The 19,565-nt window shown below is 59.1% G+C and carries 12 protein-coding genes; 8 read left to right on the top strand and 4 right to left on the bottom strand.

All coding sequences use genetic code 11. The features are described from left to right. Window positions 1-68 precede the first annotated feature (68 nt). Window positions 69-1,469, top strand: coding sequence for an aminoacyl-tRNA deacylase and HDOD domain-containing protein (locus AC07XF_RS16300; RefSeq protein ID WP_495027290.1), 1,401 nt, complete (start codon window positions 69-71; stop codon window positions 1,467-1,469). A gap of 155 nt (window positions 1,470-1,624) precedes the next feature. Here the strand turns inward: AC07XF_RS16300 and AC07XF_RS16295 are convergent, their stop codons facing one another. Beyond that, the gene (locus tag AC07XF_RS16295) at window positions 1,625-1,996 is read right to left on the bottom strand and encodes a hypothetical protein (protein WP_008000275.1); all 372 of its coding nucleotides are present in this window, start codon (window positions 1,994-1,996) and stop codon (window positions 1,625-1,627) included. 257 nt (window positions 1,997-2,253) lie between these two features. Then, window positions 2,254-2,463, bottom strand: coding sequence for a hypothetical protein (locus AC07XF_RS16290; RefSeq protein ID WP_495027289.1), 210 nt, complete (start codon window positions 2,461-2,463; stop codon window positions 2,254-2,256). Between the two features lie 508 nt (window positions 2,464-2,971). Between AC07XF_RS16290 and AC07XF_RS16285 the strand changes: the two genes are divergently transcribed. Further along, window positions 2,972-3,352 carry a DUF6124 family protein gene (locus tag AC07XF_RS16285; protein ID WP_495027288.1) on the top strand — a complete coding sequence of 127 codons (381 nt, stop codon included), beginning with the start codon at window positions 2,972-2,974 and terminating at the stop codon, window positions 3,350-3,352. 199 nt (window positions 3,353-3,551) lie between these two features. Here the strand turns inward: AC07XF_RS16285 and AC07XF_RS16280 are convergent, their stop codons facing one another. Further along, window positions 3,552-3,953: a GFA family protein gene (locus tag AC07XF_RS16280; RefSeq protein WP_495027287.1), complete on the bottom strand. Its 402-nt coding sequence runs from the start codon at window positions 3,951-3,953 to the stop codon at window positions 3,552-3,554. Window positions 3,954-4,306: 353 nt separating this feature from the next. Between AC07XF_RS16280 and AC07XF_RS16275 the strand changes: the two genes are divergently transcribed. Continuing rightward, a complete protein-coding gene (locus tag AC07XF_RS16275) occupies window positions 4,307-8,902 on the top strand; it encodes a hypothetical protein (RefSeq protein WP_495027286.1) in 4,596 nt (1,531 codons plus the stop codon). A 22-nt stretch (window positions 8,903-8,924) separates the two neighbouring features. Then, window positions 8,925-13,466, top strand: coding sequence for a dermonecrotic toxin domain-containing protein (locus AC07XF_RS16270; protein WP_495027285.1), 4,542 nt, complete (start codon window positions 8,925-8,927; stop codon window positions 13,464-13,466). 35 nt (window positions 13,467-13,501) lie between these two features. On the opposite strand, the gene pdxR is transcribed toward AC07XF_RS16270, so the two are convergent. Beyond that, window positions 13,502-15,055 (bottom strand): MocR-like pyridoxine biosynthesis transcription factor PdxR, encoded by a 1,554-nt coding sequence (pdxR, locus tag AC07XF_RS16265; RefSeq protein WP_495027284.1) that lies wholly within the window; start codon window positions 15,053-15,055, stop codon window positions 13,502-13,504. Between the two features lie 92 nt (window positions 15,056-15,147). Here pdxR and AC07XF_RS16260 point away from each other — a divergent pair, with 92 nt between their 5' ends. The 4 genes from AC07XF_RS16260 to AC07XF_RS16245 all read left to right on the top strand — a co-directional run bounded on the left by AC07XF_RS16260 (window position 15,148) and on the right by AC07XF_RS16245 (window position 19,445). Further along, window positions 15,148-15,771 carry an FMN-binding negative transcriptional regulator gene (locus AC07XF_RS16260; RefSeq protein ID WP_150724855.1) on the top strand — a complete coding sequence of 208 codons (624 nt, stop codon included), beginning with the start codon at window positions 15,148-15,150 and terminating at the stop codon, window positions 15,769-15,771. 10 nt (window positions 15,772-15,781) lie between these two features. Continuing rightward, window positions 15,782-16,228, top strand: coding sequence for a GNAT family N-acetyltransferase (locus AC07XF_RS16255; protein WP_495027283.1), 447 nt, complete (start codon window positions 15,782-15,784; stop codon window positions 16,226-16,228). A 16-nt stretch (window positions 16,229-16,244) separates the two neighbouring features. Next, a complete protein-coding gene (locus AC07XF_RS16250; protein WP_495027282.1) occupies window positions 16,245-16,925 on the top strand; it encodes a GNAT family N-acetyltransferase in 681 nt (226 codons plus the stop codon). Window positions 16,926-17,141: 216 nt separating this feature from the next. Further along, the gene (locus tag AC07XF_RS16245; RefSeq protein ID WP_495027281.1) at window positions 17,142-19,445 is read left to right on the top strand and encodes an autotransporter domain-containing protein; all 2,304 of its coding nucleotides are present in this window, start codon (window positions 17,142-17,144) and stop codon (window positions 19,443-19,445) included. The last annotated feature ends 120 nt before the right edge of the window (window positions 19,446-19,565 follow it).

Here is a 19,565-nt window from a genome sequence, read left to right as displayed (position 1 = left end):
AGTTTCTGAGGCGTGGCCCTGAGCAAGCTGGTTATACTCCTGCAATTGTTTTAGCACGGATACAAACCATGACCGAAGTTGCCTTCGCACCCGACACCCCGCACGCTCCGTCGGTTATTCGGCTGATGCTGGGCAAGTTAGGCATTGCCTACGAAGAAGTGCTGGACCATCACGGCCTCAATGCCGCGCGCAAGGTCCAGGCCGTTTTACTGGATGACAGCGTTGGCGCGCTGATGGTGTTGTTCCCACAGAGCCAATTGCTGGACCTCAATCGCCTCACTGAACTCACCGGTCGCCGCCTCACCGCCGTACCGATCGAGCGCCTGACAAAAATGCTCGGCAAGCACAACCTCAGCTTGCTGCCGGGCCTGCCGGCGCTGACCAGTTCACCCTGCCTGTACGACGAAAGCCTGCTGCGTCAGCCGAAGTTGCTGATCAACTCCGGTGAGCCGGGCGTGCTGCTGGAAGTCTCCAGCGAAGACTTCAAGACCATGCTGGCCAAGGCCAGCGCCGCCAACTTCGGCGAAAACCTGACCAGCATCCGTCCCAACCTCGACCGCCCCGATGACGACCGCGAGGAAATCACCCAGGCCGTCCAGGCGTTCACCGCACGGCGCATCCAGCAGCGCCTGGAAGCGACCATCGAAATTCCGCCGCTGGCCGAAACGGCGCAAAAAATCATCAAGCTGCGCGTCGACCCCAACGCCACCATCGACGACATCACCGGCGTGGTCGAAACCGACCCGGCGCTGGCGGCACAAGTCGTGAGCTGGGCGGCGTCGCCGTACTACGCCTCGCCGGGCAAGATTCGCTCGGTGGAAGACGCCATCGTGCGCGTGCTGGGCTTCGACCTGGTGATCAACCTGGCGCTGGGCCTGGCCCTGGGCAAAACCCTGAGCCTGCCCAAGGACCACCCGCAACACTCCACGCCGTACTGGCAGCAATCGATCTACACCGCCGCCGTCATCGAAGGCCTGACCCGCGCCATGCCGCGCGCCCAACGCCCGGAAGCCGGCCTGACCTACCTCGCGGGCCTGCTGCACAACTTCGGCTACCTGCTGCTGGCCCACGTGTTCCCGCCGCACTTCTCGCTGATCTGCCGTCACCTGGAGGTCAACCCGCACCTGTGCCACACCTTTGTGGAACAACACCTGCTGGGCATCAGCCGTGAACAAATCGGCTCGTGGCTGATGCGCTACTGGGACATGCCCGAAGAACTGGCCACCGCCCTGCGCTTCCAGCACGACCCGGCCTACGACGGCGCCTACGCCGAATACCCGAACCTGGTGTGCCTGTCGGTGCGCCTGCTGCGCAGCCGTGGCATCGGCTCGGGCCCGGACGAAGGCATCCCCGACACCCTGCTCGAACGCCTTGGCCTGAGCCGCGAAAAAGCCAACGACGTGGTCAGCAAGGTCCTCGAAGCCGAAGTGCTGCTGCGCGAACTCGCCTCGCAATTCACTCAGGGCTGAAAAGCATCGTCGGAGCGCCGCCCGGGGCAAGCCACGCTCCCACATGGATCACCTGAATCCTGTAGGAGCGGGCTTGCCCGCGAAGGTCGTCAACGATGACGCGTGCATCCTGGATAAACGCGGAGCACTTGAGTTTCTCGCGAGCAAGCTCGCTCCTACGCCTTCTTCGGCTTCAAATACTTGGTCAACCCCTGGAACCAGATCACCAGCGCCGGGTTGCCCTTGATCTGAATCGACTTGTCCTGAATCCCCGTCATGAACGCCAGTTGCTTGTTCTTCGCCTGCATCGTGGCGAAGCCATACGCGGCGTCTTTAAAGGCAATCGCAAACGCAGGCTCGGCGTGCACACCCGATTGGCTGGTAATGCGCTGGTCCTTCACCCGAAAATGCCGCGCCACCTTCCCGTCCAGGGTCTGCAGCTGAAACACCAGATCCTTGTCACCCAACTGCTGCTGAAACGCCGGATTGGTCCGGCTGGCCTTACCCATCAACAAACCCAGCATCCACAGCAGAAAACGAAATTTCATGCGCACAGCCTCAGAAGAAAAATGAACGGCCGGGGCAGTGTAACGGCTTCGAACAGGAACGCCACTATCGAGTTTCATTGGAAGAAGATGTCGCCGTTTTTGACGCTGATGACTACCAAGTCATTGACGAAACACGTCTTCCAGTCGCTTTCAAAAACTACAATTTCTTGACCTGAATTTGAGTTATTGCATTGATATCGCCAATGAGTTTCATCGCTTTTGCGTGGTGCCTTGAATGAATCAATAGCCGATTACAGTCAATCGCCCTCCATCATTACAGCGAGCGTCATATTGATGAACTCTTCGTTCTTGCTGATGGTAGAGAGGGCGCTACGCACGTTATTGGCGACGTCATCTGATCCACGCTGCTCAACCCAGTTCGAAAGCTCCATGATGGCGGCTTCGAGAGCAGTTTGGTTTTCGTTGATCTTTTGCAGCAGGGATGGGAGTAGATCTAAGTTTGGCATCGTGAATCCTGCTTAGGTCATTTGCTGCCTTTGGCAACACTACGTCATTTCCTCGTCGATCATGACTACGAAACATCATGGTCAAACTCAATGTAGCTTAACGGTCAGTTGCAACCCAAATGGCTGAGCAGGCACGTGAAAAGAGACGTTTAAGTGAAGTGCGATTTCGTACCTATTCCCCGCAACCTTCTCGGAATTTTCCTTCGAAAAGTCGAGCCCTCCATGAACTATTCACCTTCCCTATCCCCGGTTAACCTCTGCTCGTCACCGCAAAAAACGGTGACACGGACGTGCAAGTCCGGTACATATCGCCGCGCAAACGCCTCGCAGACCTTTAAGCATTAAAATGTTTTTTGGATCGCAATATGGCGGCTGTGCGTGGGAGGTCCCTTTGGGACCTGCCGGGGTCCGATATGCCCGGTCTTGCACACCTGCGCACGGCTGCCACCACCATTCGAATGCAAGCGAAAAGGTGTCAGTCCCTAAACACACATATCGGGATACACCAATGATCAAGCCAACACCCAATCCGCCAGATAACCCTGACACATCTCCCTACGAGGGCCTCGATACTAAAAGGCTTCATGAAGCCGCGGAACGCGCCCTCGATCACCATCTCGCCCCACCAAAACAAACACCACCAAAACGCAAAGGCCAGCTATTCAGCGTGTACCCAAACGTCAACACCGAAGCATTACTCGCTAACGCCTCAGAAGACCTACTATCCATCAGCGCCATAGCCGCCGATCTCGCAGACGATGTTGATGGCTCGCGCCGCTCTATTGCCTTGGCGATCAGCCGCCTGGCTGATGGAGTTCAGTTACTGGTGGAGCGAGCACTGGATCATCTGGATGACCCAGAAATACCGGGGAGTCTTGTCAAAGCATAAGGCTGGATCAAAATTACTCGCGCAGAGAAAGCACAGCCCCAATTGTCGTAAACAATTGGGGCTGATTTTTTGAAGCAAGCCATGATTGGGTAATTGCACGGACTTGCCCACCCATTTGCATTCGACCTGACCAGTCATTTGCATCAGATTTGACTAGCACGATTCGTGGACATGACCGGCAGAGAACGACCCGATGCAGTCAGTCGACCTGGGGACATAATTTGGATGGCGTGTACCAGTGGACTGCGGAGTCGACATGAACGTGTTTTTGCTTTTGAGGCAGGAAGGGTGTGTCAAGCGTTCCCAATGCTATCGAAACCCAGTCAGCAAATTCGCCTTGAGATCGTGACCAGAACAACGTCGAACCACAGTGCGCGCAGAACTCGCGTAACACCGTATCTGAGGAAGGATAGGTTTTGATGCTGGTGGCGCCGCCAAGTATCCGTAGCGCGTTGCGGGGAACGCTGCCGTACGAAGCGAAGGCTGCCCCGTGACCTTTGCGACACTGGCTGCAATGACAATGACTCACTGCTTTTGGTGGAGTGAGTAGCTCGTAACTGACTGCTGCGCATAGGCAGCTTCCTCGGTATACCTCTGTCATGCGCCCAACCCTGCACGTGAAAACACGCCAGCTTAACCATCTCAATCAAGACAGTCGACTGACCGCTCCCGGCCGTTCTCTGCCGATCATGGTTACAACGCGTGCTGGTCAGAACGAATGCAAGTGACTGGTCAGGTCGAATGCAAACGGGTGGTCAAGTGGAGCGCAATTTCGCAATGATTCAGGAATTCCCTCATCACACATAAAAATGGTTCTTCCCTGGATTCCGTGAAGAACCTTTTTTTTGCCCGCGATATTTATTTACCGCCAACCGCGCCCTGCCGGTCACTACCTTGCAACGGATCGCGCACCGAACTTTCGACGGTGCCTGCCGCCTCACAAAGGATGTGACCATGACCGAAATTTTCAGCCCGCTCGTCATACCCGGCCTCTCCGCCGATCAAGATGCCCTGCTCACTCAACTGGTGACAGGCCCTTCGATCAGCGAGGTTGCCACCCATGCGCTGCAACCGGCCCTGAATACGCTGTACCCGAACCTGCCGATCGACCCTCGCCTGGCGATGGTGGTCACACCGACCTGGACGCTACGCGAGCAACTTGTCGTCCCCGGGCCGCGACATTTCGAATCGCTGACGGATGCCCTGGTACGCCACGGTGTCGCGCAAACGCCCGTGGTTTACCTGGATGGCGAGCACTACCTCACCCTGCAACCGCTGGAGCCGTCACCGGCGCAACTGCCCGTCAGCGTCGAAGCCATCGGGCGCCTGCTCAATGAGTTGGCGCCGCTGCTGTTCGATGCCTTTCAAGAGCAACAGGTCGACTACTGGAACCAGTTCACCGGTCCCTCGACCCCGCGCTGGAAAGGCTTATCTCAGTCGTTGCGCGAACTGTGGAACATCGAGGCCAACCCGAACTGGTCGAACGACCAATGTGCGATGGCTCGCAACTTGTTCACCTACCCGGACAAAAGCAATCGCATGACGCACGATCGCTATGGCTCCCGCGCTTGCCTGATCGACCTGGACTACCAGAACGAGGGTGTCTCGACCCACCTCAACACCCTGGACATGGCCGTACTGATCGGGACTCTGGGCAGCCGCACGCTGATCCTCAGCCACACCATTACTAATGGCTTCCAGGCCCACGACTCGTTGCAGGAACTGGGCGAATCCCTGCGGATGTATACCAATGGCGACGTACCCGGCGATACCTTGCAATGGCGCCTTATCGAGCCGGAGGGTAATTTTTTCGACCATCAGGCATGCACCCTGATCGCCCTGCAGGCGGACTCGATTGCCGCACTGGCAAACGATAGCGCAGAGGCAAACCCCGACCTTGCCCCCCACATCAGCCGCACCAAAAACGAACTCGCCCCATCGGACAAGCCGGCACCCTCGCGCTTCAACCAGGTCGAGCAGGCGCTGCCTGACTGGATGGCCAATGCCACCTCCCGCGATCTCACCGCCTACAGCCGTCACCTGATGGATCTGGTGACCGTACAGAACCAAAACGCCGGGCAGTCGTTCCAGGACGGTATCAAACCGATCCGCGAATTCGCCCTCGATCAATTGCGCGATGCCATGCTCACCGAACATCCCGAGGCCACGGACTTGCAGCTGGCGGACATCGAGATCGTGATCGACAGGGTCGTGGTCTGGGGCAGCTTTGCACCGCCAGTGGACCCCGAGCGCACTACGCTGAGCCTGGTCGATCTGGCGCTGCAAAACCTGATCGCCCTGCCGCTGGGCAACAAATCCGTGCGCAGCACCAGCGCCGCGATGCTGCCAACCTGGTTGACGGTCAGCTATCTGGAAGGGTTGATCGTCAGCGTCAACATTGGTGAAACCTATCCGGCGCTGATCAAAAGCAAACTGCTCGACGATCCCCTTGAAAGCCTGCGCCGCCAGAACCTGTTCACCAGCCGGTTACGCGTCGAGTTGCCGCTGCTGGCCTTGCAGCAAAAAATTCGTACTCGGGGCGGGATCGATGAGTTGGGCTACCGCTATGTCGCGGCCGTGGTCCAGGTCCTCGACGCCAATCGCTGGGTAGACGGTCAGGAGATCGTCATCCGCCCGCTGGCGTTCTCCCCCGCCTGGCGCCTGGGGACGTCCACAGACGAAGTGACCAACATGTTCGTGATTGCCCCCCGGCAAATGGACAAGGGACCTTGCCTGCTCTACCAGCCACTGCTCGACCAGCCCTTGAGCCAGTACCCGACGCCGGCCAACCTGATCTATGCCATCCGGCATTCTCCGAGGCTGCGACAATCGGTGCTCGCCTGGCTGCCGGACAGGGTTCGCACCAATTACGCCAACCATGTGTTCACCGGAGATTTGCCTTCGGTCTGGAGTCTCTCGCAACTGCTGGCCGACCCACTGACCTCCCTGCAAATGAGTGGTCCCCTTACCCTTGGCTCTCGAGTCGTCGCGACGGATTACCTGGCCAACCTGTTCAAGGCCAACGTCAATGCAATGGTCGAGCTGGCACACCGGCAATCGGTGTCCAACACGCAAAATCGCTGGGCGACCTTCAAGCAGGCCGGCTGGAAGATCCTCAACACAGCGTTGCCTTTTCTGGGCCGGACTGTCGGGACGGCCGCCTGGATCTGGCAAGTACTCGATGATCTGCAACAAACCCTCGACGCGGGTGAGGAAGGCAACGCCGAACAACAGAAAACCGCCATGGCCGACCTGTTGCTGACTCTGGCCATGGTGCTCGCCCATCACGCCAGCACTCGCCGTCCGACAGCCCGCATAACCGAGGAAAAATCTTCGCCAACGTCTACGACCGAGGCCGTGGAAAAACCGGCAGCAACGCCGATTGCCTTTATTCAACTACCCGACATCGTCGGCGAGCCCTCGGCTACACAGCACCGCATTTCAGTCGCGACCGATGCCGCCCTGAGCCTGACCAAAACCCTGGATCGCTTCAATATCGCCAGACCCGAAAATCTGACTTCTCCCAATGGTGCAGCCGGTATCCATCAACATCTCTACCGGCACGGAAACAGCTATTACGCGCCTGTCGGTGAGCGTTGGTTCGAAGTGGCCGTCGAAGAAACCGGTGAAGTGTCGATCATCGATTCAAGGCCACAGTCCCCCGGCAATGGCCCCGCACTGATCAGCAATCAACGGGGCCAGTGGTTCGTCGACACGCGCCTGCGTTTGCGTGGCGGCGGCTTGTCGAGTCGGCGCAAGGCGTTGCAACAGCAAAACCGCCAACGCATTGCCGAGCTCAAACGGCAACTGGCCGAGTTTGATAACGAACGCGAGCGCGCACGGGAGGAACTGACCAGTACCTACAACCAATTGAAAGCGACCAGCGACGAGGCACACGCTGCGATAAAACTGCAGTTTCTGGAAAGGCTCGACCGGCGAACCAGCGACTATGCCGCCCCCATCGAACAGCTGAAATCGCTGAACCTGCTCGACACGGTTCCCAACTACCGCAGTGCCATGGTCGAGATGCTCGGCACCCAGCTGTTCTTCAACCAGACATGGCTCGATCAGCAAAACGCGGTGTTCGTCCAAACCCTGCGCGAAACCCTGGCGTTGCTTGAGGCTGAAGAAACGACGGAGGGGGCCGGGGATCGTGCGACCTACCGGAAAATGATCGACCTGACCGAGGGTATGATCGGTAAAATCGAGTTTGCCCAATCGCGGTTCGAGGAACTGAGCCAACTGGGCAGAAGTGCTGCCGAGGTTGCCAACACCTACAAAACAAAACTGCCCGTTTACAGCCTTGACGATCTCAAGGCGCTTCAGGTTTCCCTGGCCCGCGAGGTATGCCTGAAAGAAGGTGACAGCATTGCGCTGACTGAGGCCCGCAGCGAGTTCGCACGCTTGATCGACTCCACCAACCTGGTTATCCAGACGTCCCAGGAGCTGATGCTCAAAGACAGTGCCTGGAGTGACGGTGAACGTACCGAAAACCTCAATGGCATGCTCGAACAGTTCGTCGCCATCGATCAGTCCTTCGAAGACTTCGCTGTCAGCCACAAGGAAGCCGTGCAGGAGCAACCGTTCAAACATTTGCGCACACGAGTCAGCGAATTCCAGCAGCACACCGAAAGTTACCTGGCGCAGTTGCTGCGCGAACAACAGCCACTGGAGCCCCGACCCGGTCCCTCGAGGCCTGCGCCCGCATCACGCAAACGGGTGATCAAGACACGCTTCAAGGGCACGGTCGTTGGCGAAGTCCGTCTCTCGGCACCGGGGGAACCGGTGTTGCTGGATGTGCGCGCCCCCGTGACCGGCAAGGTCATTGCCACCTTTCATGAAAAGACCCCCGGAGTATGGCTCGAGCGAGTGCCCGCAAGTCCTCGCCGGCCAACTGCGCAGACTCCCGCACTCGATACGCAAATCATCCACGGCCGGACGCTGCTCGATGGCGTGGAATCCTTCATCCGGCAAACCGAAGCAAGCTCGAAAAAACCCGGACGCATTCCGGTGGAGGTCGAGGAGCTGTTTCAACAGAGAGCCGATCTGCTCGACCAGGCGGCCCGAACCCTGGAACGGTCCCAGTTCGAATCGAACACAACCGACGCTGCCGCGACAACCCTGACCAGGGAACTCAACGAGGCACGCAATCGCCTGTACACCGAAGGTTCCCGGATACGCGTCGAGATGATCAAACAGCAACCGCCCACGGCATCCCGTGTCGAGTGGCTGGTGAGCAAGGATGAAATCGACATTGTGCGCAGCGGTGAACGACGCCGCCTCAAGGGCCCGCGCAAGGATTTCCTGCAGGAGTACGAAATCCGCGAGCGCAGTTCCGGACAAGCGCTGTGGTATGCCCATTTTCACTACGCCAGCCAGAACGCGCCCCTCGACACGTTTACCGCCGCCCACCTGAAACTGCGCGATCAACGGCTAATGGCAGGCGGCCTGGACCTGCGCTCGGCCGCCACCAACCCGCAATTGATCGCCATCTATCGCAGCGAGATCAGCCCGCAACTGGCACGTGCGCTGTTCTTCTCGCAAAACTGAAACGTCAAAAAGGAAAATGACGATGACCCCACATTCGGAAAATATCGAGACTCCGGTCCTGCTGAAAAAAAGCCTGGTCGTCCACCAGACGAGCCAAGGGCCGACCGTCAATGAAGTCGCCGCTCAAATGCTGCGCAAGGCCCTCAAAACGCTGTATCCCGAACGGGATCTCGACCCCGACCATACGATGATCGGCACGCCGCAATGGCAAACGCTCGACGGCGCGCTCGTGGCCTTGTCGACCCGGTTCGAGTCGCTGACCCAGACGCTGGTGCATCAGTTTTTTACCTCTACCCACGCCAATTACCTTGAAGGCGAACACTTCCTGACGTCGAACCCACAGGCCTCGCCCGTGGTGCATCTTGACGTCGACATCGAAGCCATCGCCGAGATGCTCAACGACTACTCCCCCCTGCTGTTCGTTGCGTTTGAAGAGCGCCAACTGGCCTACTGGAACAGCACCGGGAAACAGGCACCGCACTGGCAGGAGCTGTCCGATGCCTTGCGTAAAACATTCGATGTGCAACACGTCACCGGCTGGGATGCGCTCCAGTGCCGCGTGGCCAGGGCCGTCTCGCTTGAGCCTGACAAATCACAACGACAATCCAGTGATCCGGCGCTGTCGGCCATCCAGGTCTGCCTGATCGACATCGATACCGTCGATGCCAACGGCAGCACCCGGCATTTGTTACTCGGCGGTGCCGCCGTGCTCACCGGGCGCTACGAACAACGTGACTTGGTGATGATGTACACCGTGGAAAACGGGTACGAATCGTTCGACTCCCTGAAGCAACTGGGTGACTCAATACCGGCGCGCATCGAGACGCAGCTGGCGGGACGCAACATGAAGTGGCAGTTGTTCGAGCCCGAGGGAAATTTTTTCGACCACATGGCCTGGGCCTTGATCGCTAGCCAACTCGACACGATCGCCGCAATCACTGGCGAGGGTGTCGCCGCCGAAACGGATGATCCTGCCGAGCCTGCTTTCCCCGTCGATCACGCCAACACTCGGGAGAAGAACACCCTCATTGGCCTCGACGATTCCATTCCCGACTGGCTGTTCGGTGCTTCGGCTGCCGACCTGGATGCCTACAGTCGATCCGTGAATGCACTGGGCAAACTGTACAAGCAGGCCGACAAAAACCTGTTCCGGATTCAGCCCATCAGCACGTTCGCCCAGCAGCGCATGCGTGACGCGATCGGTGCCGACAAGCCTTCTGCGAAAACGCTGCCCCTGGATAAACTTGAGATTACGATCACCAACAGTTTCGAGTCCGGCGGATTGACGCTGCCCAATCCGCATGACATCCACACTGAAATCCTGGGCGAATACGCCTTGCAAAACACGGCACCGTATCAGGCAAGCGTTCGATTCAACCCACCACAACCTGTACCTGAATGGCTGACTGTGGCCTATCTGACGCAAATGGCGAGCGAAGTCGATATCGGCGCGAACTACCCCAAACTAATCAAGGACAAGTTGATCGAGGACTCAATACAGGCCGGTTTGCAACAGCACTTCTACATCAGTCAACTGCGTGCCTTGCTGCCGCTGATTGCACTGGAATGCAAGATCCGGCGCATCGGCGGCATCGATCAACGGGGTTACGATTTTGTTCGCCAATGGCTCAACCCAACACCAGGTTACCCGCAACCAATTGCCATCCGTCCGCTCGCCTTCCTCCATGCCGGGGACACCCACGCAGACACCGTGGCGAACATGTTCATCATTGCCCCGCGCCAGCCGGAAGGTGGGCCTTGCCTGTTATATCGTCCGCTGTTTGAACAGCCGTTGTTGCAATTCCCCTCGGCGCAAAACCTGCTGTACGCCTTGCATCAACCGGGCGAACTAAGGGACTCGGTTCTGGCCTGGTTGCCCGACTCGGCCACCAGTTTCAAATACGCCCAGTACACCTTCCCCGTCGGCCTTCCCAGCCCGTGGTTGGGAACCCAACTACTTTCCGAACCCTGGACCTCCGTGGACTGGGCCGGCCCGGTCGGGCTCTCGGCCGATGAGCTGATCGGCGATGTTTTCCCCGTCCTGTTCAAGACCAACGCCCAGGCCATGGCCGAACTCGCTGATCGACAGTCACTGTCCAATGCGCAACGCCGTTGGGCCTTGCTGCGTGACAGCGGTTGGGCACTGTTCAACGTCGCCGCGAATTTTCTCAGCGGTCCGGCAGGAGCTGCGGTGTGGATCTGGCAAAGCATCAGTGAAATCGAGCAGGCGCTGGATGCCCACCAGCATGGCGACAAGCTAACTGAATGGAGTGCGATCGCAGACATGCTGCTGAGCCTGGGCATCCTTCTCGCTCACCATGCCGCCATGCGCCGCAAGACCGGTGCGCTACCGATGCCACGACGAATCGACAGCGCAATGCTCAAGCCCGAGACACCAAAGATCGAGCCGGCACGGCCCACCGCGACCCTCATTCCCACCCGTTTGACCGGTGAACTGCCACCCAGCCATTACTCCTCACTGGAGGCCAGCGGCTCGGTGCCTCGTCGATCGCCCACGGCATTGGCCACGTATTTGAACTCTTTGGCCGTATCAGCACCTGATCTCACAGCCCCGACCCTGGAAACACGCCTGCTTGATACCGCCCCCCTGTATCGACTGGGTGAGCGGACTTATGCACAGGTCGGTGAGCGCTGGTTTTGCGTGGTGGAATACGACGATCAGCAGGTACAACTCGTGTATCCGGACGAGCCCTCGAAAACCGGTCCGCTATTGATTCACAACCGACAAGGCCAGTGGTTTCTGGATCTCCGATTGCGCCTGCGTGGCGGTGCCGGTGGTAGCAGCTTGCAAAGCCAACTCAAGGCCCGGCGCAGGGAAAAGGTGCAGCAAAAGCAAGAACTGAGCGTTGCGCTGGAGAACTTCAAACGTCAGGAAGCCGCCGGTAATGCCGCGCTGAATCGGGCCCAGACCGAAATGATGAGCGCAACCGGGCTAGCACATGATCAGGCGACCGAGCGCTACCTCAGCCAGGTGGAAACGTTGGTCGGCGATTACAGCCAGGCCCTGAAAAATCTGCAGCAATGGCGCCTCATGGGCGGAAGCGAGGGCTATCTCAATGATCTGTTGAGCATGACCACCCACCTGCAAAAGAACCTCAGCCTGTGGTTCGTCCTCAAGCGCAACGCCTACGCATTACAGACGCGCAGGCTTGCGGAGAACACGCGCACTGATTCAAACACGCTGTTGCAGACCCATATCGAGGGCGTCCGGCAGGCGCTGGCGCTAAGCCAGGACATGGTCGCCCGCCTGCAATTGTCCGCCAGCTCCCTGGAGCCGCTCGACGCCATTGGCAGCGCCGGCATGACCGCGGCAAAACGCCTGCGGCAACTACAGCCAACCTTCACTCAGTGGGATTTGAAGTCCAACGAAATCGGCATGTCCCATGAGTTGTGCATGCGCGACGACGCCAGTCTGGACAATGAACCGGCCCGCACGGCGGTGGGAGAGCTGATTATCGAGGCGGCAACGGCCACGCACCGGCACGCGGCCTTGAACCGGAGCCCGGAAGGCGCTGACGGTGCAGCGCTTCGCATCGATGATCTGAGCAGGCTGATCGATGTCTACGCCGATGCCGATCAGCGCCTTGAAGACCTTCCCGGTGAATACCCCGCCCAGGTGGAGCCCAGCGAACTTGAGAGAGTACGTGGCTTGATCAGCGAGTTTCGCCAACTGGCCCAGGAGCAACTGAGCACACTGTTGCCCGAGAGCGGCAAAACCCTCACGCCTGTCTTGCCCAAACCGGCCATTGCAGGACCCTCCCGGCCAACCGCCAAGGTCACCAAGAGTCGACCACGTGACCCGATGCCAGCCAAGGCCCCGCCACCCGAAGAACCAAGCTTCAAGGAAATGCTGCCGGCCCGGCCAAAACCCGCTGCACCGCCGGTATTGGATGACAGCGGCACCATTGCCGATGGCCTGGAACTGAACGTGAATGTTCAGGACTTCATTAAGCGAACGCAAAAAGATGCCTCCAAGCCCAACCGCATACCGGCAGACATGCAGGACTTGTTCGATTTGCAGGCCCAACGGCTGGAACAGGCCGCCATCAATGTCACACAGGCCATGGCGCGTCTGCGCGCCGCGGGGCAACCCCCCCCTCCGGTGGGCAACCTGGCCGCGGAACTTAATAGCGGCGCTATGCAGTTACGCGCCACAGGCATCGCTACCCGTGCCAGCCTGCTCAAGGAACGCCAACCCCGACAGGCCTATCTGCAATGGCTGCTGGACAACAATCAGGTGCGGATCGAAAGAAACGACCAGGGACGGATCAGGACCAAGAAACGCCGGGACTATTTTCAGGAGTACCGGATTCTCGACATTGCGAACAACGATCAGCCGTTGTGGCTGGCGCACTTTCACTACGATTCAGTGGATGCCCCGCTGGAACAGTTCACCGCTGCACACCTTAAAATCGCCGAACCCTATTTGCAGAAATTCACCGCCGAGCGCCGTCAAGCACTCACCACCCTGGCACCGATCGACTACGTGTTGAGGCGCATCAGCGACTCGACGCTGTTCTTCAAACTCGAAGCTCAACCCTGATACAGCCTGGCGGGCGGACTGAAAAGCCGCCCGCTTCAGAGCACCTTCCACACACTGCGCAATCGCTCCAGCGCTGACTCGATCGCTTTTTCGGGCACGGCAGCAAAACCCAGCACCAGTCCCGCGCGCTGATCCATCGGCGTCGCTGAGTCGGGCAACCAATAGCTGCTCAAACCGTTGATCTCGACATCGACGCTTTGCGCCAGCTCGATCAATTCACGTTCACGCGCCACGCTATCAACGGGTACGGTCATGTGCAGCCCCGCGGCGACGGTGGGCAACGGACCGACACCAGGCACATCCGCCGGCCAGCCGCTGAGCAGCGTATTACGCCGGCTCAACGCCGCACGGCGCATGCGGCGGATATGCCGCTGGAAGTGCCCGGCCGCCATGAATTCGGCCATCACCGCCTGGGTACTGACTTCGGAATGGCGTACGTCCACGGCTCGACGCTGGGCAAACGCCTGCACCAGCCCTGCCGGCAACACCAGGTAACCCAGGCGCAACGCCGGAAACGCCACTTTGCCGAACGTGCCGACGTAGAGCACCCGCCCTTGTCGATCCAGTGCCGCCAAAGGTGCCAGCGGCGCACCGCTGTAGCGGTACTCGCCATCATAGTCATCCTCGACGATCCAGCCCTGAGTGCGTTCTGCCCAGGCCAGCAACTCCAGGCGGCGAGCCAGGCTCATCACCACCCCGGTAGGATACTGATGGGACGGTGTGACGTAGGTCAGACGACAATCGCCGAGCTGTGCCAGCGTGTCGCAGTCGATACCCTCGCTATCCACCGCGACCCCATGCAACCGGGCACCCGCCACGGCGAACGCATGACCCGCCGCCCGATACCCCGGATTTTCAATCGCCACCCCGTCACCGGGCTCCACCAGCAGCTGTGCACAAAGGCTGATCCCCTGCTGTGCGCCACTGGTGATCACAATTTGTTCAGCCGTGCACTGCATGCCACGGGAACTGCGCAAATACGCGGCGATCATTCCACGCAAGCGCGCATCGCCGGCCGGGTCGCCGTAACACAGTTGCTGCAAATCCGGTTTGCGCCAGAAAGCCGCATTCAGCTTGGCCCAGACCTCGAACGGGAACAGATCGAACGCCGGAACACCCACCCGAAAAGCTCGAGGCGGGCCACTCGGCGGGCTGGCCAAATGGTTGTTTTCAACCCGCGCCAACGCGTTGCTGTGGATAACTTTGCTGGATGAATTCACAGGTAAATCGAGCCAATTTGTGGATAAGGCTGTGGGTAACCCTGTTGAAAACCCTGTGGATACTTTTGTGGATAGTTTTTTTGCCGGCAACGCCGCTTGAGGCAGTTGCGCGACATAAGTGCCATCCCCGACTCGCCCCTCAATGAAGCCTTCGGCGTAAAGCTGATCGTAGGCACGCACCACGCTGTTACGGGAAATCGCCAGCGCCGCCGCCAGGTCACGACTGGCTGGCAAACGCGTACCGCTGGCCAATCGTCCGTCGAGAACGCGAAGTCGCAAGGCCTGATAGAGCTGGCGACTCAACCCCTGGCGACGATCAAGTTCGATACCGGCCGGGTTGAACGATAAGGAAAGCGGCGCATCCGTCATGACAATGGACCCATGAAATTGGTCATTAATGGCTCTTACAACAGACCAATAGCCTGCCTAGGATGAAGACATTCGCCAAGGAAAATATCTCCATGTACACGCCACGTGCTTTTGCCATCGACGAGTTGTCCCAACTACATGAACTGATCCTCGCCACCCGTCTCGCCATATTGGTGACCCACGGTGAAAGCGGCCTGCAAGCCAGCCATGTACCAGTGCTGCTGCATTGCGAACAAGGCTCGAACGGCACGTTGTACGGGCATCTGGCCAAAGCCAATCCACAGTGGAAAGACCTGCGCGACGGCGCCGAAGCCCTGCTGATTTTTGCCGGTGCCGACGCCTACGTCAGCCCTGGCTTCTACCCGAGCAAGGCCGAACACGGCAAAGTCGTGCCAACCTGGAACTACGTCGCCGTACACGCCTATGGTCGAGCCGAAACCTTCAGCGATGGCGGGCGGCTGCTCGACATCGTCAGCACCCTCACCGATCGTCATGAAGCTGGCCGCGCCCAACCGTGGTCAGTGGCCGATGCCCCCGCCGATTACATCGACGGCATGCTCAAGGCCATTGTCGGTTTCGCCATTCCCATCGACCGCCTGGAAGGCAAGCGCAAGCTCAGCCAGAACCGCAGCCCCGCCGACATCGCCGGCGTGCGCGAAGGCCTGGCCGCCAGCCCCGACGTCAACGACCAAACCCTCGCCCAATTGATGCGCTAAGGAAGTCACCATGAGTCAAATCGACATTTGCCAAGTCACCGCCGGTGATCACGCGGTCTGGTTGCCACTGTGGCAAGCCTATCTGCGCTTCTATAAAACCGAATTGCCGGAGGCCGTCACTCACAGCACCTGGCAGCGCATGCTCGATCCGAACGAGCCAACCCACGCTGCCCTCGCCTGGGCTGACGGCAAAGCGGTGGGCATGGTGCACTTCATCTACCATCGTTCGAACTGGGCCATCGAAAACTCCTGCTATCTGCAAGACTTGCTGGTGGTCCCGGAAACCCGTGGCACCGGTGTCGGCCGCCAGCTGATCGAATTCGTCTACACCACGGCCAAGGCAGACGGCTGCAACAAGGTCCACTGGCTGACCCACGAAACCAACGCCACCGCGATCCAACTCTATGAGCGCATCGCCGAGCGTCCCGGTTTCATCCAGTTTCGCAAAGCCATTTAGGTTCAAGGAGAACAGCATGTCGATTTCACTCGCCGACTGGAAAGGCGTCCCGGCTCCCACGACTCAACTGATCGAAGGCCGTTACATCCGCCTGGAAAAACTCGACCAGGCGCGCCATGGCGACGACCTGTTCAATGCGCTGCAAGGCCCCGGTGCCGATCCAAAACTGTGGGACTACTTGCCTTACGGCCCCTTCCCCGAGCGCAGCATCTTCAACGACTGGCTGAACAACCACGCGGCCAGCAGCGACCCGTATTTTTTCAGCGTGATCGACCGCGCCAGCGGCGAGGTACAAGGCATTCTCAGCCTGATGTCCATCGTCCCGGCCCAGGGCCGCATCGAGATCGGCCACGTCACCTTCGGTGCCCCGATGCAGCGCTCGCCGAAAAGCACCGAGGCAATTTACCTGCTGGCCAAGGAATCCTTTGCCCTGGGTTACCGTCGCCTGGAATGGAAGTGCAACAACGCCAACGCCCGCTCCAAATACGCGGCCGAGCGATTGGGCTTCAGTTTTGAAGGCGTGTTCCGCCAGCACATGGTGGTCAAGGGTCAGAACCGCGATACCGCGTGGTACTCGATCCTGGACTCGGAATGGCCGGCGATTGGCGCCGGGTTTGAGAAGTGGCTGAGCGCTGAGAACCAGACGGCTTCGGGGCAGGTGAAAGGGTTGGTGGAGTGTCGTAACCAAGGGCAGTAAGTAGACGAGCTTCCGACACTACGCCAACGGACACGTCCGGGAATGCTGTAAGGAAAAACGGCTGACCAACGGGTAAATCCGGGCAAGATCGAAACCTTCCGGTGATTGGGCTACAAGCGCCGCTTCTGTGGACTGCCAGCTACCCGGAAACGCCCGGCATCGCGAATTTTCATCGACTTTTAGAGTTTGGCCTCCCTTCACGAGAGGCTGAACCCAATGTTGATCCGACACGCTTACCGACCCCATTGCATGGCACTGGCGATTTCCGTCGCCTTCGGCCATGCAGGCTGCGCAATCGCTGAACAGTCAACCGTGCCCATTGATCTGCCCGCCGAACAGAGGGCGCGGCTGGAAGCACTGATCAATGATCCAGCCACCATCAGAACCCCGATAACCAAGCCAGAAACAGGTGCGGACGGCATCGCATTAAAGCTGGGTGATGACCATGACCTGGTCACTGTCAGTCGACGCGGCCGTTTCGATGGCCTGGTTGACGGAGGCGGCGGCAACAACGCGCTGCAACTCGATACTGCGAATGGTGGTGAACTCGGAGAAAGCCGCAACTTCGACTTTCTGCACATCAAACGAGGCCAGTGGACACTGACAGGGACAGATGACTTTCGTGACGGCGCCATCGTGATGAACAACGCCACGCTGACCAACCATGGAAGCATTGTCGGCCAGGTGTCCGTTGATAAACGAGGGACGTTTCGCGGCAATGGCCAGGTCGGCCACCTGCACGTAGAAGGCCATCTTGAGATTGATGCCTTGCACGGCGCCCCACGCGTGAAGGGCGACCTTACCCTTTATAAAACCGCCGAACTGGCCTATGAGGTCAACGCCGATGGCCGCAGCGAAACGATTGAAGTCGATGGCACTGCCCGTCTCGGCGATGCCACGCTAAAGATTGTCGCAGCACCGGGCGATTACCCGGTGACCAGCCAATACTCGGTCATTGAGGCCGGTCAAATCGAAGGTGAGTTCGGCAAGGTTCGCAACGATCTGGCGTTCTTGACTCCAGCATTGCAGTACAACGAAAAGACCGTCGGCCTGACCTTCGCTCGAAATGATGTGGAGATCGAGAGCGTCGCCACCTCTGCCAACGGACGGGAGTTCGCTCAAAGCATTTCGCTTACAGAAGAAATTCCATCAGCTCAAGTCCCCCCTGAAGCAACAAACAACATTATCAATGCGCCGAGCCCATTGCCTGTTACGGAAACCTCCGTTGCTGCTGCGCTTTCATCTCCTGTCCTTGAAACGTCCGATGCTTCTCCGGTTCCAACTGCTGCACTCGAAACGTCCGTTACTGCTGCGGCTCCAACTACTGTCCTTGATGCCTCCGTTACTGCTCCGGTGCCTACCGTTCAACCCTCCGCTGAAACATCGCTTGCACCACCTGCCACTCAAACTTCCGGCACAGCTCAAACCCCTTCCCCGGTCTCCCGGCCAACAGTCGCATCGTTCAAGCCTGCCCAGATAACGAACGCCGCGATCGCAGCTCTGATGGGGGCCAGCAAAACCACCGCAGCACAGGCATTGGAGCAATTGGCGGGGGGCAGCAATGCCAATCTTGGCAATGCCACGTTGAGCAGCGTCGATCCGCTCAGTACCAGCATGCTGTCAGCCATGCGCCAACTGGATAGCACTCAACTCATCTACTCAAAAGGTACGCCACGTCGGACAGCAGACGGCGAAAACAACGGCAGGGTCTGGCTACAGGCGCTGGGCAATGGCGGCACGCTCGATCGCGGCCAGGGCAGCAGTGCATTGCGTCATGCCACCAAAGGCCTGGTGCTGGGTGCGGACTGGACAGTCGATGAGCAATGGCGACTGGGTGTGATCGGCGGAAAATCGCGGACCCGTCTGGATGCTAACCAGCTGGACGGGAATCTCGAGAGTGTTCATCTCGGTGCCTACGCTCTTCGCCAAAGCGGACCACTGGCGATACGCTTGGGCGCCACTCACAGCAGCCACGACGGCAGCAGCAAACGTCGGGTGGCGTTCAACGGATTCAGCGATCGCCTCAAAGGCAACTACGACGCAAGTACCCAGCAAGCCTTCGCAGAACTCGGCTACAACCTGGGCACCGGCAACCTGACTGCCGAGCCGTTCGCCAATCTCGGCTATCAGCGTTACCAGCGCGATGGGTATACAGAAAAAGGTGGCCCGGCGGCTTTGCAGGTCGAGGGGCAAACTCAGGACAATATTGGCAGCACTTTTGGCTTGCGCCTCGCCCAACTCAATACGCTGGACAACGGCATGCGCCTGACACCGAGCGTCAGTGCCGGTTGGAAGCATATCTACGGTGACATCGACAGTCGTACCCGGCAAAAACTGAAAACGGGCAGCAGGAGTTTCACCGTTCGGGGGACAGCACTGGATCGTGACAGCCTGAGCCTGGAGGCCGCGCTGGAACTGTCTCTTTCGCCTCGGCATACCCTGGGTGTCGGCTACAACGGCGCAGTCGGTAGCGACAGCCGCAGCCACGGCGTGACGGGTCAATGGCGGATGGCGTTCTGATCAACCACTGACCCAACACAGAACCTGTGGGAGCGGGCTTGCTCGCGAAGGCGGAGTGTCATTCAGTATTTGTGTGGCTGTCACACCGCTTTCGCGAGCAAGCCCGCTCCCACAGGATAG

It is taken from the genome of Pseudomonas sp. GW821-FHT01C01, assembly GCF_059422645.1.
This window is presented reverse-complemented; position numbering and strand designations above follow the sequence as displayed.